The sequence below is a fragment of the Ensifer adhaerens genome (genome assembly GCF_002007205.1).
In the GTDB taxonomy this organism is placed as follows: domain Bacteria; phylum Pseudomonadota; class Alphaproteobacteria; order Rhizobiales; family Rhizobiaceae; genus Ensifer; species Ensifer adhaerens_D.
Map to the genome: position 1 here is coordinate 71,686 of NZ_LAZS01000003.1, position 14,139 is coordinate 85,824.

Below are 14,139 nucleotides of genomic sequence, written 5' to 3' on the forward strand. Positions count from 1 at the left end.
CATGCCCTACAAGATGTCGCGCGCGGCCTATGCCAACATGTTCGGCCCGACGGTCGGCGACAAGGTGCGGCTTGCGGACACCGAGCTTTTCATCGAGGTGGAGAAGGACTTCACCACCTATGGAGAGGAGGTGAAGTTCGGCGGCGGCAAGGTCATTCGCGACGGCATGGGGCAAAGCCAGCTGACGCGCGCCGAGGGTGCCGTCGACACCGTCATCACCAATGCGCTGATCGTCGATCACTGGGGCATCGTGAAAGCGGATATCGGCCTCAAGGACGGGCGCATCGCCGGCATCGGCAAGGCCGGCAATCCGGACATGCAGCCGGGCGTGACCGTCATCGTCGGTCCCGGTACCGAGGTGATCGCGGGTGAGGGCAAGATCATCACCGCCGGTGGCATGGATAGCCACATCCATTACATCTGCCCACAGCAGATCGAGGAGGCCCTCGTCAGCGGGATCACCTGCATGCTGGGGGGCGGCGCCGGGCCCGGGCATGGCACGCTTGCCACCACCTGTACCTCGGGCCCCTGGCATCTTGCCCGCATGATCGAGGCGGCTGATGGACTGCCAATGAATATCGCCTTTGCCGGCAAGGGCAACGCTTCGCGCCCGGCCGCGCTGGTCGAGATGGTACTGGCTGGTGCCACCTCGCTAAAGCTGCACGAGGACTGGGGCTCGACGCCGGCGGCGATCGATTGCTGCCTTGGCGTTGCCGACGAATACGACGTGCAGGTGATGATCCACACCGACACGCTGAACGAGAGCGGTTTTGTCGAAGATACGATGGCGGCGATCAAGGGCCGCACGATCCATGCCTTTCACACGGAAGGCGCCGGCGGCGGCCACGCACCCGATATCATCGAGATCTGCGGCCAGCCGAATGTCATTCCGTCCTCGACCAACCCGACGCGTCCCTACACGAAGAATACGCTGGCCGAGCATCTCGACATGCTGATGGTCTGCCATCACCTGTCGCCGTCGATCCCCGAGGACATCGCCTTTGCCGAAAGCCGTATCCGCAAGGAGACGATTGCGGCCGAGGATATCCTTCACGACATCGGCGCCTTCTCGATCATCTCGTCTGACAGCCAGGCGATGGGCCGCGTCGGCGAGGTGGCGATCCGCACCTGGCAGACCGCCGACAAGATGAAGCGCCAGCGCGGGTCGCTGCCGCAGGAAACCGGTGACAACGACAATTTCCGGGTGAAGCGCTACATCGCCAAATACACGATCAACCCGGCGATCGCCCACGGTCTCAGCCATGAGATCGGCTCCATCGAGGTCGGCAAGCGCGCCGATCTCGTCATCTGGAATCCGGCCTTCTTCGGCGTGAAGCCGGATTTCGTGCTGCTCGGAGGCTCTATCGCGATTGCACCGATGGGCGACCCGAACGCCTCCATCCCGACGCCGCAGCCGGTGCATTACCGACCGATGTTTGCAGCCTATGGCAAGAACCGCACGAACTCCTCGGTCACCTTCGTGTCGCAGGCTTCGCTCGATGCAGGCCTTGCGGCCAAGCTCGGCGTTGCCAAGCAACTGGTCGCTGTCCGGAACACCCGCGGCGGCATCGGCAAGGCCTCGATGATCCACAACAGCCTGATGCCGCATATCGAGGTCGATCCGGAGACCTATGAAGTGCGCGCTGACGGCGAGCTTCTGACCTGCGAGCCGGCGACGATCGTGCCGATGGCGCAGCGCTACTTCCTGTTCTAAAGCAGAGGCAGAGGATGAAGCGTGGCCTGAAATGGGCTTTCTTCGGCTTGCTGGCGGCCGTGCTTGCCGTCGTTCTCGGAACCCTGCTGCCGCGGCCGCTGCTGCCGGCTTCGGCCTCTGCCGCGGGAGCAGGGGGCACGCGCATCCTTTTGCTTTCCGGCCCGATCCACACGGACATCGCCGTACCCTTGACCGACGAGACGCGAACGCGATTCGGCTTTGTCGAAGCGGCCGGCGTGCCGCTTGCGCATCCGCAAGCAGAATGGCTGATCTTCGGCTGGGGCGGGCGGTCCTTCTATCTGGAAACGCCAACCTGGTCTGAGTTGAAGCCTGGACCCGTCTTCAAGGCGCTGACCCTCGACAGTTCGGTGATGCATGTGGATATCGCCGGGCGCATCGTTGAGCCGCAAGCCTCCGTCGCCGGCTTCGAACTGGATGCCGTCGGCTACGAGCGGCTGCTCGGCTTCATTGCCGAGAGTTTTTCCCGAGAGGCCGGAGCCGTCGTTCCGATCGAGGGTTTTTCCTACAACGGCAACGACCGCTTCTTCGAGGCCAGAGGCAGCTTCAACGCGCTCTTCGGCTGCAACACATGGACGGCGCGGGCGCTGCGCGAAGCGGGCTTGCGGACAGGACTGTGGAACCCCTTGCCGCCGAGCCTTAGTCTATCCCTGCGCATCCACAATTGAGGCTTTTGATTGCCAATCGGCAGCCATGCGAACACCGCATGGCTGCCATGCTCGCATGTGAATCGAGCCCTTTCGTGCTGCGTTGCAACGTAATATCCGATAGAAGGCGACTGATCTTTTTCTCGGTCGCTGGCAAAGCCTCCCATCGCCTTCTGACCGAGAGCCGCACTGAAGGAGATGACGATGCTTGGCAGAAAAGTACCCGCTGTAACGTTCCGCACCCGCGTTCGCGATGAGGCCGTTGGCGGCTCGAACCCGTTCCGCTGGGAGGACGTGTCCTCCGACGCTTACTTCGCCGGCAAGCGCGTCGTGCTGTTTTCGCTGCCGGGCGCTTTCACGCCGACCTGCTCGACCTTCCAACTGCCCGACTTCGAAAAGCTGACGGCCGATTTCCGCGCCGAAGGCATTGACGAGATCTACTGCATCTCGGTCAACGATGCGTTCGTCATGAACGCCTGGGGCAAGTCCCAGAGCCTCGAAAACGTCAAGCTGATCCCGGATGGTTCGGGCGAGTTCACCCGCAAGATGGGCATGCTCGTCGCCAAGGACAATCTCGGCTTCGGCATGCGCTCCTGGCGCTACGCCGCCGTCGTCAACAACGGCGTCGTCGAGCAGTGGTTCGAGGAAGAAGGCTATTCCGACAACTGCGACAGCGATCCCTATGGCGTTTCCTCGCCGCAGAACATTCTGGAGACGCTGAAGTCCCAGAAGCTCGCCGCCTGATGGCAAGGACATATCGTTCCTGATTGGAGAGAGCCCGAAGATCGGATCCGGTCTTCGGGCTTTTTCTTGCGCGGCGCGGCCGCAGCGAGCGCCTGAAAAGCCGTGCTATCGACTGGCGCCAAGGCTTTTTCTTGCTAAAGTAGCCGACAGAAAAGATATCGAGGGTTCAATGGTTTACATTATCGCCTACCTGACCGCGCATAAGGGCAAGGGGGATGAAGTGGTGTCGCTCGCAGCACCTCTGATCGAGGCCACCCGGCGCGAGGCTGGCTGCATCACCTATGACCTCTACCGCAAGCCGGCCGAACCCGATGCGCTGGTGTTTGTCGAGACCTGGAAGGACAAGGCGGCCGTCGACGCGCATTTCGAGGAACCGCATCTGAAGGCCTTCCAGGCGGCCATGGCTGACCTGCTCGTCGAGGCGCGCATCGAGCTCGTGACGCCGGAAAAGGTCGAGGTTCTCTGACGATGCCCTATCGTTCGACAGAGGTTCTCTCGCCGGGACCGGCCGACATGGCGCCGCTTCACAGCGTGGCTTTGACGCACGATGCGCGGCATCTGCGCCGCAAGCTGCTGCATCTCGAAAACGACGATGTGGTGATGCTGGATCTCAAGGAAGCGGTGATGCTCGCCGATGGCGACCTGCTGGTGCTGGAAGGCGGCGGCCATATCCGGATCGTCGCAGCACCGGAGGCGCTCTACGAGATCCGTCCGCGCGACCGCCTGCATCTCATCGAACTTGCCTGGCATCTCGGCAATCGTCACCTGCCGGCGCAGATCGAAGAGAACCGCATCCTGATTACCCGCGATCCCGTCATCCGCCAGATGCTCGAAGGCCTTCGGGCGGGCGTGACTGAGGTAACCGAGCCTTTCCACCCGTTGCGCGGCGCCTACCATTCGGGCGGTCACAACCATGACCACAGCCATCACCACCATGGCTGAGCGGGTCGACACGCAGGCGCTGCTTCGCCTCGTGACATGGATGTCGCCGGCCTTTCCGGTCGGCGCGTTTTCCTATTCCAGTGGGCTCGAACAGGCCGTCCACGACCGCCTGGTCACGGATGCCGGCGAACTCCGCGACTGGCTGGAAACGGTTATCTGTCTGGGATCCGGCTGGAACGATGCCTTGCTTCTTGCCGAGAGCTATCGCGCCGTGAACGATCCTGTTCGGCTGGCGGCAGCCGCAGAGCTTGCCGAAGCCTTGGCGGGAAGCCGCGAGCGGCATATGGAGACGATGCTGCAGGGCCAGGCGTTTCTCGCAGCTGCGCGGTCCTGGCCGCATCCGGTTCTTGTTGGGCTGCCGGAGAGTGTTGTCTATCCGGTCGCCGTTGGCGCCGTCGCAGGCGCCCATGAAACGGGCCTGGAGCCGGCGCTCGCCGCCTATCTGAACGCCTCCGTCTCGAACGCCGTTTCGGTGGCGATCCGCTGCGGCGTCACCGGTCAGCGCGACGGCGTCGGCATTCTCGCGGCGCTCGAGCCGATCATCGCGGCGACGGCCGGCGAGGCCGCCAACGCCTCGCTCGACGATCTCGGCTCGGCCACAATCATCGCGGATGTTTCGGCGCTGAGGCACGAAACCCTCAATTCGCGGCTTTTCCGCTCGTAATCATGGAACTGCGCAGGTCCGGGCGGAAAGCTGCTTCACACTTTCCCTGGAATTGTTTCCACCTTGAAAGGATATCCAGATGGCATCGAAGAACGGTCCCCTTCGCATCGGCATCGGCGGGCCGGTGGGCTCGGGCAAGACGGCGCTGACCGACAAGCTCTGCAAGGCGATGCGGGAGAAATACTCCGTCGCCGTCGTCACGAACGACATCTACACCAAGGAAGATGCCGAGGCGCTGGTGCGCATGCAGGCGCTTCCGTCCGACCGCATCGTCGGGGTGGAGACCGGTGGCTGCCCGCATACGGCGATCCGCGAGGACGCCACGATCAATCTGCAGGCGATTGCCGACCTTAACCGGCGCATTCCCGATCTCGACGTCGTCTTCATCGAATCCGGCGGCGACAATCTCGCGGCGACCTTTTCGCCTGACCTCGCTGACCTGACAATCTATGTCATCTCGGTCTGCCAGGGGGAGGAGATTCCGCGCAAGGGCGGGCCGGGGATCACGAAGTCCGATCTTCTGGTCATCAACAAGAAGGATCTCGCCCCTTACGTCGGGGCCGATCTCGACGTCATGCAGCGGGACGCAACGCGCATGCGCGCGGAAAAGCCTTTCGTCTTCACCGACATGAAGCGCGGCGACGGCATCAACCGGATCGTCGATTTCCTGACGTTGCACGGCGGGCTCTGAGGCAGGCCTCGCCTCGCTTCTGACGCCTGAACTTCGGTCAGAAGCGCTCCAGCGCCTGCCGATCATGGATCTCGATAATGCGCCCCTTGACGGTGACGCCGGAGCGGCGAAGGGCCGAGAAGGCGCGCGACAAAGCCTCCGGCGCGAGGCCGAGCTTGCCCGCCAGCACATTCTTCTGGAAGGGCAAGCGGAAGGAAAAGTTGGTGATCCCGTCTGGGCAATTGCCGAGAATGTAGCTCGCGACCCGTTGCGGTGCGGTGAGCAACCGGTCTTCGGCCAGGCAATCCTCCGCCATCTGTGCGTGCCGGCACAAAAGCTGCATCAGCGCGTCGGCGATCTCGGGCGTCTGCTCGGCAAGCTTGCGCAGCTTGCGGCTGTCGATCCGGGCAAGCATCGTCGTTTCGATTGCTTGCGCATTGGCGGTGGCGCGGTTGCCGAGGAACATGGCACTTTCGCGGAAAAGTTCACTCTTCGGGAAGACGGCGATATCCGCCTCGCGCCCATCCTTGCCCAGCCGGTAAAGACGCACCAGACCGGAGAGGACGAAGAAGACATGGTCCAGCGCTTCGCCTTGGGCAAAGAGCACGTCGTGCTCCTCGTGAGTCGAAACCACGACGTCATCGAGAATGGCGCTCGACGCCGCCGCGGGCAGCTGTTCGAAGAAGCCGGAGCCAAGCAGCACTGCCCTGTCGTTCGAGTTCAATCGCAACGTCTTCATCGTACCCGTCCTGAGTAAATTCTGCGTCAGGGTAGTGAGGCTTTGCGGATCGTGGTTTGACCTCGATCAAATAAGAACAACAAAAAGCCCGCGCTTGCGGGGCGCGGGCTCGCTTTAGAATTGTGGCAGCTCCGGGCGGAGAACCGCTACGGCGACTGGCCTATTCGGCGGCGAGCGCCGGGTGGTTGATGACCTTGCCGCCGGATCGCCCCTTGGTCTGGTCGGTCTCCAGCGTCTTGAGCCGGTCTTCCAGGTCTTCGATCGTCTTGCCCTGTTCTTGCACGAGACCCGTCAGGGCTTCGCGGTCGAGCGGCAGGTTTTCCTCGTCCTTCTGGCCGACGAAGCGTCCGAAGACCCAGGCGAGCAGTCGCGACAGGTCGTCCATGATCAGGAAGAAGGATGGCACGACAACGAGACTGAGCACCGTCGAGACGATGATGCCGCCGATCACGGCGATCGCCATCGGTGCACGGAACGAGCCGCCTTCGCCGACGCCGAGCGCCGACGGCAGCATGCCCGCGGACATGGCGATCGACGTCATGATGATCGGTCGGGCGCGCTTGCGGCCCGCTTCGATCATCGCCAGCGTCCGGTCCATCCCGTGATGCATCATCTCGATACCGAAATCGACCAGCAGAATGGCGTTCTTGGTGACGATGCCCATCAGCATCAGAATGCCGATCAGCACCGGCATCGACAGGGAGTTCTGCGTCAGGATCAGGCCCGCAGCAACGCCGCCCATTGCGAGCGGCAGCGAGAACAGGATGGTGAAGGGCTGGATCACGTCCTTGAAGAGCAGGATCAGCACCACGAGCACCAGCATCAGGCCGAGCAGCATCGCATTGACGAAGCTCTCCTGCATCTCCTCCTCAACCTCGGCGTCGCCGCTCTTGAGGAGCTGAACCGTGGACGGCATCTTGGCCTCGTCCGCAATCTGCAGGAAGCGTGCGGAGGCCGTGTTCAGCGCCACGCCGATCGGCAGGTCGGCACCGAGCGCAACGACGCGGTTGCGGTCGTAACGTTTGATCGAGCTTGGGCCTTCGGAATAGTTGATGTCAGCCACGCTGGAGAGCGGCACCGTCATGCCCGAGGAGGTCTGGATCTTCAGATTGCGGATCGCCGCGATGTCCGTGCGGAAGTCACGGTTGATCTGGACGCGGATCGGGATCAGCCGGCCATCGAGCGCGATCTTGGTCAATGCCGCATCGATATCACCGATGGTGGCGACGCGGATGACCTCCGAAATCTGCGCTGTCGTGATGCCGAGGCGCGACATCTGCTCGTCACGCGGACGGATCTGCAGCTCGGGGCGGGGAAGTGCGCCATCCGGGCTGACATTGGCCAGCAACGGATCGCTGCGCAGTTTTCCTTCCAGAATGCCGACGGCCTTGTCGAGATCGGCCTCGTTGTTGGAGAGCAGATTGAACGACAGTTCCCGCTCGCCACGGTCGTTGAGCTTGATCACCCGGACATCCGGCAGATCGCGCACGCGGGCAAAGATCTCCTTCTCGATCTGCGACTGCGGAATGATGCGGCCCGATGGCGGCAATTTCGGCAAATATTGGCCGACGATCGGCAATCTGCCGAAGACGTCGTTGACGACCTTGTTGAGAAGCGAATGGTCGCGCTTTTCGAGCAGCACCGTCACGGTGGCTCGGCGCAGTTCCAGGTCGCCCTTCGGTGAGGCACCGCCAAGCACGAACACGCTTTCGACGCCGTCCAGGTCCTTGACCCTTTCGTAGATCTGAGCGGTCGTCCGGTCGGTGTCTTCCAGCATCGCGTCTGGCGCCAGCTCTACGGACAGGCTGACACGCGACGCGTCGTCCGGAGGCAGGAACCCGCCAGGCACGAACATGAACAGAGCGACCATGGAGGCCACGGTCACGCCGATCGCGATGAGCACCGTCAGGTAGCGCATGTACCAGCGTTTCGTGGTCGCATGAACCAGACGCGTGTACTTGCGCATCAGGTAGCCGTCTTCGGCATGATGGCCATCGGCCTTCGAAGGCCGCATCAGATAAGCGGCCATGACAGGCGTTATCAGGCGTGCAACGAGCAGCGAGAAGAAGACGGATACTGCGACGGTCAAGCCAAACTGGATGAAGTACTGGCCGACAATCCCCGGCATGAACGACACCGGGATGAAGACCGCGATGATCGTGAAGGTGGTTGCGATAACCGCGAGGCCGATTTCATCGGCCGCTTCGATCGAGGCGCGATAGGGCGATTTGCCCATATGAATATGCCGCTCGATATTCTCGATCTCGACGATTGCATCGTCGACGAGAATGCCGGTTGCGAGCGTCAGTGCGAGGAAGCTGACGAGATTGAGCGAAAAGCCGAGCAGTTCCATGACCCAGAAGGTCGGGATCGCCGACAAGGGCAGGGCGACGGCGCAAATCAGCGTGGCGCGCCAATTGCGCAGGAACAGCATGACGACGATGACGGCAAGCAGCGCGCCTTCCATCAGCGTGTGCAGCGCTGCCTCGTAATTGCCGTAGGTGAAGTAGACGGAATCGTCCACCATCTCGATGGTGACGTCGGGGTTGGAAGCGCGGATCTTTTCGAGCGACTTGGCGACAGTCTCGGCGACGCTGACTTCCGAGGCGCCCTTGGCGCGGAAGACCGCGAAGGTTACGCCGGGGGTGCCATTGAAGCGTGAGAAGGAGCGCGGCTCCTCATAGGTGTCGGTGACGGTGCCGAGTTCGGAAAGGCGAACGAAACGGCCGCTCGGCACCGAGATCATCGTATTGGCGAGCTGATCGACGTTTCGGGCATCGCCGAGGGTGCGGATCGCCTGCTCGCTGCCGCCGACCTGGCCGCGGCCGGAGCCGAGGTCCATGTTCATGCGGCGAAGCTGGCCATTGACGTCGGCGGCGGTGATGCCGAGCGAATTCAGCTTGTCTTCGTTGAGTTCCACGCGGACTTCGCGATCGGCGCCGCCGTAGCGGTCGACGCGCCCGATCCCGCTCTTGCCCTGGATTTCTCGCTTGATGACGTCGTCGACGAACCAGGAAAGCTCTTCCAGCGACATGCCGGGCGCCGAGACCGAGAAGGTCTGGATCGCCTGGCCTTCGACATCGACCTTGGAGACGATAGGTTCTTCGATCGAGGTCGGCAGGTCGCTGCGGATGCGGTCGATCGCGTCCTTGACGTCCTGCACCGCCTGGGTCGTCGGCACTTCCATGCGGAAGATCACGGCCGTGGTCGAGGTACCGTCATTGATCGTCGACTGGATATGATCGACGCCGGTGACGCTGGCGACGGCGTCCTCGATTTCCTTCGTGACCTGCGTTTCAAGCTCTGCCGGCGAGGCGCCGCTTTGCGTCACGTTGATCGAGACGATCGGCACGTCGATGTTGGGGAAACGGGTGATCGGCAACGACACGAAGGACTGGTAGCCCAGCACCATCAGGACGAAGAAGCCGAGGATCGGCGCGATCGGATTGCGTATGGACCAGGCTGAGAAGTTCATGGTCACGGTTCCTGTCAGTTGGTCGCTGGTTCAGCGGACTTGACGGGGTTGATGCGGTCGCCGTCGCGGACATAGGCGCCGGCCCTCGCCACCACGTCCTCGCCGGCCTTCACGCCTTCGAGGACTTCGATGAACTTGCCGTCGGAGATCCCGGTCCTTACCGGCAGGATGCGGATGACGCCGTTCTCGACCTTGCGGACGATCGTGCGGCCGTTCTCATTGGTAACGGCCGTTTGCGGCAGCACCACCGTCTGCTTCTGTTCGGCGGTGATGAGCGCGCTTGCATACATGCCGGCCCGTGCCTTCTCGGTATCGTCGAGGCTGATGAAGACGGTGCCGAGGCGGCTGACGGGGTCGACCGTCGGCGCGATCAGGCGGATCTTGCCCTCGACCTTGGTGTTGCCGCCGGCGAGCGTCACGATGGCCGGCTGGCCGACTGCGAGCTTGATGATATCGGCTTCGGCGACGTCGGCCTTCATCTCGATCGCGCCATCGCGGATCATGGCGAAGAGCGGCTCGCTGTTGCCGGTGGCGATCGCGCCGACCTTGGCGTTCTTGGCGGAGATCACGCCGGCGACCGGCGCCTTGACCTCGGTACGGGCGAGGCGAAGGTCGATGTCGTCGATCTGCGCTTCGGCGACCTTGATGTCGGCCCTGGCGACGGCGACTGCCTGCTCCGCGGAGAGGACACGGGCCTGCATCGCGATCGCGAGTGCCCGGACACGATCGGCCTCGGCCGTCGAAACGGTGCCGTTCTTGGAGAGTTCGGCGGCACGGTCGCTGACGCGCTTGGCCTCGTCCGCGTTCGCCCTGGTTTCGCTGAGCTGTGCGTTCAATTGCGCCAGCCCGGCCTCCGCCTTGGCAAGCGAGGCTTCGAGCTCGCTCTTTTGCAGGCGAAGCGCGTCGTCGTTGAGGACCACGAGCACGCTGCCGGCTTCGACCTTGTCGCCGACATCGACATTGAGCGTGCGGATGGAGAGGCCGTCGACCATGGGGGCGACATAGACCTGCTCGACGGCCTGGATGGTGCCGGTCGCAACCACCCGGTCGCTGATCGACTGGTCGACCGCCGTGGTCACGATGATGGAGGGCAGGCTTGGCGCCGGCGTCGGTTGCGCCGCTTCCTCCGCCCGGGCGAAGGAAAGCGAACCAAGGGCCACCGCAGCGCACACGCTGAGAACAGGCAATACTTTTTGAGCCATCGGCTTCACAGTCCCGGCAATGGAAACAATATCGAGCGGATCACCGCTCCACGCAGGATCCACGGGCAATCAGGCGATTTTATCGCGCCGACATCGCGCCCCGGCGATTGCACGGGGACAGAAGACTGCGCTTCTCCTCACTTCGCGCTCCGCGTGCACGGTATCAGACCGTAGACGCGGGCGGAACTGGGACCGGTTACCGCAGGCAGTGCGCTGGAAAAAGGGCGTCCTCCACCATGCCTGCCTCCAACAAACATCGTCGCCTATGTAATCTCGGCCTTGGACGCTTACAAGAGCGCACGAAGCAATGGTGCCTCAATATTCAGTTCGTTCTGTGGTTATGGTTGCGATCTTGACACGATCTTGACAATGGCAAGCAAAGGTAGCGCCGTTGTTCGCCGGATTACCACCCCCACGCCCGGTACCCGGCAGCAGCTTGGCGGATGCGAACGACCGCTAAGAGAACGGAAGAGGGCCGCACGAACTGAGCCGTGCGACCCTCTTTTTTTGCTTTGTGGGACGCGGCTCCTACTTCAGAGCGGCGTCGGTGATCTCATGTGTAAAGGCGCCGGACGGCTCCTTGGAAATCACGGGATCGGAACCGCCCGAAAGCAGCGACTGCACCGTGCGCTTGTAGTCGGCCTCGTCGAGCGAACCATTGGAACCGGCAGTGAGCTTGGCCACTTCGCCCATCATGCGCTTCTGGTGCTTCTCCGTCTGGGCGCCGGTGGAGTCGTTTTCAAGCACGATGTCGGCTGCTTCGTCCGGATTGGCCTCGGCGTATTTCCACCCCTTCATCGAGGCGCGCACGAACTTGACCATCTTCTCCTTGAAGGCCGCATCCTTGAGCTTGTCCTCAAGCACATAGAGGCCGTCTTCCAGCGTCGCCACGCCCTGGTCCTCATACTTGAAGGTCACCAGGTCGTCCGGCTTGATGCCGGCGTCGATCACCTGCCAGTACTCGTTGTAGGTCATGGTGGAAATGCAGGCGGCCTGCTTCTGGATCAGCGGATCGACGTTGAAGCCCTGCTTGAGAACCGTCACGCCGTTCGGCCCGCCGTCGGTCGGGATCTTCAGGTGCGACATCCAGGAGAGGAACGGATATTCGTTGCCGAAGAACCAGACGCCGAGGGTCTGGCCCTTGAACTTGTCAGGGCTGGTGACACCGGTTTCCTTCAGGCAGGTCAGCATCATGCCGGATTTCTTGAAGGGCTGTGCGATGTTGACCAGGGCGACACCCTTTTCGCGGGTGGCGAGGGCAGAGGGCATCCAGTCGACGATGACATCGGCGCCGCCGCCGGCGATCACCTGCGCCGGCGCAATATCCGGGCCGCCGGGCTTGATGTCGACGTCAAGGCCTTCCTCCTCGTAGAAGCCCTTGTCCTTGGCGACGTAGTAGCCGGCAAACTGCGCCTGCGTGACCCATTTCAGCTGCAGCGTCACCTTTTCGGCCGCTTCAGCCTGGAACGCTGCGAGCGAAAAGACGCCTGCGGCGAGAAGCGATGCAAGTCTTTTGTTCATGTCAGTTCCCTCTTGTTTTTACTTCATTTTATTTAAGTTCTTCAAGCAGGCTCAGGCGCGCCCTCCGCGAATGGAAGGATGCCAGAAGGTGACGGCGCGCTCGATGAGCGCCACCACCCCGTAGAAGGCGGAGCCTGCAACCGCCGCGACGGCGATCTCGGCCCAGACCATGTCGACATTCATGCGTCCCACTTCCGTGGAGATCCGGAACCCCATGCCGACGATGGGGGTCCCGAAGAATTCGGCCACGATGGCGCCGATCAGCGCCAGCGTCGAATTGATCTTCAGCGCAGTGAAGATGAACGGCCAGGCGGCCGGCAGCCGCAGCTTGACCAGCGTCTGCCACCAGGAGGCCGCATAGGTGCGCATCAGGTCGCGCTCCATGTGGCTGGCGGCGGCAAGGCCGGCAACCGTGTTCACCAGCATCGGGAAGAAGGTCATGATGACGACGACGGCGACCTTCGACTGCCAGTCGAAGCCGAACCACATGACCATGATTGGGGCTACGCCGATGACGGGGAGAGCCGAGACGAAGTTGCCGAGCGGCAGCAGGCCCCTCTGCAGGAAGGGCGAGCGGTCGATCAGGATCGCGACGGCGAAGCCGAGGCCGCAGCCGAGCGCATAGCCGGTCAACACCGCCTTCAGGAAGGTCTGGCGGAAATCGGCGCCAAGCGTCGGCAGCGAGTTGATCAGCTTTTGCCAGATCATCGACGGTGCCGGCAGCAGCACGGAGGGGACCTGGAAGCCGCGAACGATGCCTTCCCAGAGAACCAGGATGGTGATGCCGAAGATCACCGGTACGGCGAAGCGCGCGGCGCTGCTTGCGGCCGCGCTCCGGAAGTTCTGGCGCACCAGCCATTCGTTGAAGGCCCAGGCGGCGAGCCAGAAGATGATCGCGGCGGCAAGGACGGGCAGGTTCATGGCTTGGCTCCCATGCGCTTCAGGACGGCAGTGTGGGCAAAGCCGACGATCATGACGAGGACGGCGGCAAGGGCCGCCGCCATGAACAGGGCCGCCCAGATCTGCACCGTCTGGCCGTAGTAGGAGCCGGCGAGCAGCCGGGCCCCGAGTCCGGCGACCGCACCGGTCGGCAGTTCGCCGACGATGGCACCGACCAGCGAGATGGCGACGGCAACCTTCAGCGAAGTGAAGAGATAGGGCATCGACGACGGCCAGCGCAGTTTCCAGAAGGTCTGCGATGGAGAGGCGTTGTAAGTGTGCATCAGGTCGAGCTGGATCGTTTCCGGGCTGCGCAGCCCCTTCACCATGCCGACGACGACCGGGAAGAAGGAGAGATAGGTCGAGATCAGCGCTTTCGGCAAAAGGCCGGAGATGCCGATCGCGTTCAAGACGACAATGATCATCGGCGCAATCGCGAGGATCGGGATCGTCTGGCTGGCGATGACCCAAGGCATCAGCGAGCGGTCCATGGCGCGGTTGTGCACGATACCGACCGCCAGGAGGATGCCGAGTGCCGCGCCGATGCCGAAGCCGAGCAGGGTTGCCGAGAGCGTGATCCAGGCGTGGTAGACGAGGCTGCGCTTGGAGGTGATTGCCTTGTTGAAGGTGGTGTCCCAGATCTCGGCGATCACCTGGTGCGGTGCCGGCAGTACGGGACGTTCCTGCGCCATGGTGTTGCGCACGATCTCATTGAAGCTGATCTCGGTGCCGGCGCGCGCCGCCGTATCGCGCTCGAAGGGCGCATTCAGGAAGACAACCGCGGCATACCATATGGCGATCAGCAAGAGGACGATGGTGCCGACCGGCAGCAGCTTTTCCCTGAAGAAGCTTGGTTCCTGCATC

Annotated in this window: 13 protein-coding genes; 7 read left to right on the forward strand and 6 right to left on the reverse strand. The window is 62.8% G+C overall.

The window, feature by feature from the left end; all coding sequences use genetic code 11:
- Position 1 precedes the first annotated feature (1 nt).
- From ureC to ureG, 7 genes are all read left to right on the forward strand, one after another.
- Positions 2-1,714 (forward strand): urease subunit alpha, encoded by a 1,713-nt coding sequence (gene ureC, locus XB14_RS02300; protein WP_077960011.1) that lies wholly within the window; start codon positions 2-4, stop codon positions 1,712-1,714.
- Between the two features lie 14 nt (positions 1,715-1,728).
- Positions 1,729-2,400, forward strand: a complete 672-nt coding sequence (locus XB14_RS02305; protein ID WP_077960012.1) for a TIGR02117 family protein — start codon at positions 1,729-1,731, stop codon at positions 2,398-2,400.
- A 183-nt stretch (positions 2,401-2,583) separates the two neighbouring features.
- Positions 2,584-3,123, forward strand: a complete 540-nt coding sequence (locus XB14_RS02310; protein ID WP_077960013.1) for a peroxiredoxin — start codon at positions 2,584-2,586, stop codon at positions 3,121-3,123.
- A gap of 169 nt (positions 3,124-3,292) precedes the next feature.
- Positions 3,293-3,589, forward strand: a complete 297-nt coding sequence (locus XB14_RS02315; protein ID WP_077960014.1) for a putative quinol monooxygenase — start codon at positions 3,293-3,295, stop codon at positions 3,587-3,589.
- Between the two features lie 47 nt (positions 3,590-3,636).
- Complete coding sequence (ureE, locus tag XB14_RS02320; protein WP_419178557.1) at positions 3,637-4,065, forward strand: urease accessory protein UreE; 429 nt, start codon at positions 3,637-3,639, stop codon at positions 4,063-4,065.
- Positions 4,058-4,729, forward strand: coding sequence for an urease accessory protein UreF (locus XB14_RS02325; RefSeq protein WP_077960016.1), 672 nt, complete (start codon positions 4,058-4,060; stop codon positions 4,727-4,729). The genes ureE and XB14_RS02325 overlap by 8 nt, the downstream gene beginning before the upstream one ends.
- A 79-nt stretch (positions 4,730-4,808) precedes the next feature.
- On the forward strand, positions 4,809-5,420 hold the full coding sequence (ureG, locus tag XB14_RS02330; protein WP_057249040.1) for an urease accessory protein UreG: 612 nt from the start codon (positions 4,809-4,811) through the stop codon (positions 5,418-5,420).
- Between the two features lie 37 nt (positions 5,421-5,457).
- On the opposite strand, the gene XB14_RS02335 is transcribed toward ureG, so the two are convergent.
- From XB14_RS02335 to XB14_RS02360, 6 genes are all read right to left on the reverse strand, one after another.
- The gene (locus XB14_RS02335; protein WP_077960017.1) at positions 5,458-6,138 is read right to left on the reverse strand and encodes a Crp/Fnr family transcriptional regulator; all 681 of its coding nucleotides are present in this window, start codon (positions 6,136-6,138) and stop codon (positions 5,458-5,460) included.
- Between the two features lie 160 nt (positions 6,139-6,298).
- On the reverse strand, positions 6,299-9,613 hold the full coding sequence (locus tag XB14_RS02340; protein ID WP_077960018.1) for an efflux RND transporter permease subunit: 3,315 nt from the start codon (positions 9,611-9,613) through the stop codon (positions 6,299-6,301).
- Between the two features lie 14 nt (positions 9,614-9,627).
- The gene (locus tag XB14_RS02345; protein ID WP_077960019.1) at positions 9,628-10,815 is read right to left on the reverse strand and encodes an efflux RND transporter periplasmic adaptor subunit; all 1,188 of its coding nucleotides are present in this window, start codon (positions 10,813-10,815) and stop codon (positions 9,628-9,630) included.
- A gap of 528 nt (positions 10,816-11,343) precedes the next feature.
- On the reverse strand, positions 11,344-12,336 hold the full coding sequence (locus tag XB14_RS02350; RefSeq protein WP_077960020.1) for an ABC transporter substrate-binding protein: 993 nt from the start codon (positions 12,334-12,336) through the stop codon (positions 11,344-11,346).
- Positions 12,337-12,387: 51 nt separating this feature from the next.
- Positions 12,388-13,257 (reverse strand): ABC transporter permease, encoded by an 870-nt coding sequence (locus XB14_RS02355; RefSeq protein WP_077960021.1) that lies wholly within the window; start codon positions 13,255-13,257, stop codon positions 12,388-12,390.
- A complete protein-coding gene (locus XB14_RS02360) occupies positions 13,254-14,138 on the reverse strand; it encodes an ABC transporter permease (RefSeq protein ID WP_077960022.1) in 885 nt (294 codons plus the stop codon). The genes XB14_RS02355 and XB14_RS02360 overlap by 4 nt, the downstream gene beginning before the upstream one ends.
- Position 14,139 lies beyond the last annotated feature (1 nt).

Coding starts and splice junctions, on each gene's coding strand:
- XB14_RS02305 (WP_077960012.1), top strand. CDS start 1,729: ATGAAGCGTGGCCTGAAATGGGCTTTCTTCGGCTTGCTGGCGGCCGTG.
- ureC (WP_077960011.1), top strand. CDS start 2: ATGCCCTACAAGATGTCGCGCGCGGCCTATGCCAACATGTTCGGCCCG.
- XB14_RS02360 (WP_077960022.1), bottom strand. CDS start 14,138: ATGCAGGAACCAAGCTTCTTCAGGGAAAAGCTGCTGCCGGTCGGCACC.
- XB14_RS02355 (WP_077960021.1), bottom strand. CDS start 13,257: ATGAACCTGCCCGTCCTTGCCGCCGCGATCATCTTCTGGCTCGCCGCC.
- XB14_RS02335 (WP_077960017.1), bottom strand. CDS start 6,138: ATGAAGACGTTGCGATTGAACTCGAACGACAGGGCAGTGCTGCTTGGC.
- XB14_RS02315 (WP_077960014.1), top strand. CDS start 3,293: ATGGTTTACATTATCGCCTACCTGACCGCGCATAAGGGCAAGGGGGAT.
- ureE (WP_419178557.1), top strand. CDS start 3,637: ATGGCGCCGCTTCACAGCGTGGCTTTGACGCACGATGCGCGGCATCTG.
- XB14_RS02350 (WP_077960020.1), bottom strand. CDS start 12,336: ATGAACAAAAGACTTGCATCGCTTCTCGCCGCAGGCGTCTTTTCGCTC.
- XB14_RS02340 (WP_077960018.1), bottom strand. CDS start 9,613: ATGAACTTCTCAGCCTGGTCCATACGCAATCCGATCGCGCCGATCCTC.
- XB14_RS02325 (WP_077960016.1), top strand. CDS start 4,058: ATGGCTGAGCGGGTCGACACGCAGGCGCTGCTTCGCCTCGTGACATGG.
- ureG (WP_057249040.1), top strand. CDS start 4,809: ATGGCATCGAAGAACGGTCCCCTTCGCATCGGCATCGGCGGGCCGGTG.
- XB14_RS02345 (WP_077960019.1), bottom strand. CDS start 10,815: ATGGCTCAAAAAGTATTGCCTGTTCTCAGCGTGTGCGCTGCGGTGGCC.
- XB14_RS02310 (WP_077960013.1), top strand. CDS start 2,584: ATGCTTGGCAGAAAAGTACCCGCTGTAACGTTCCGCACCCGCGTTCGC.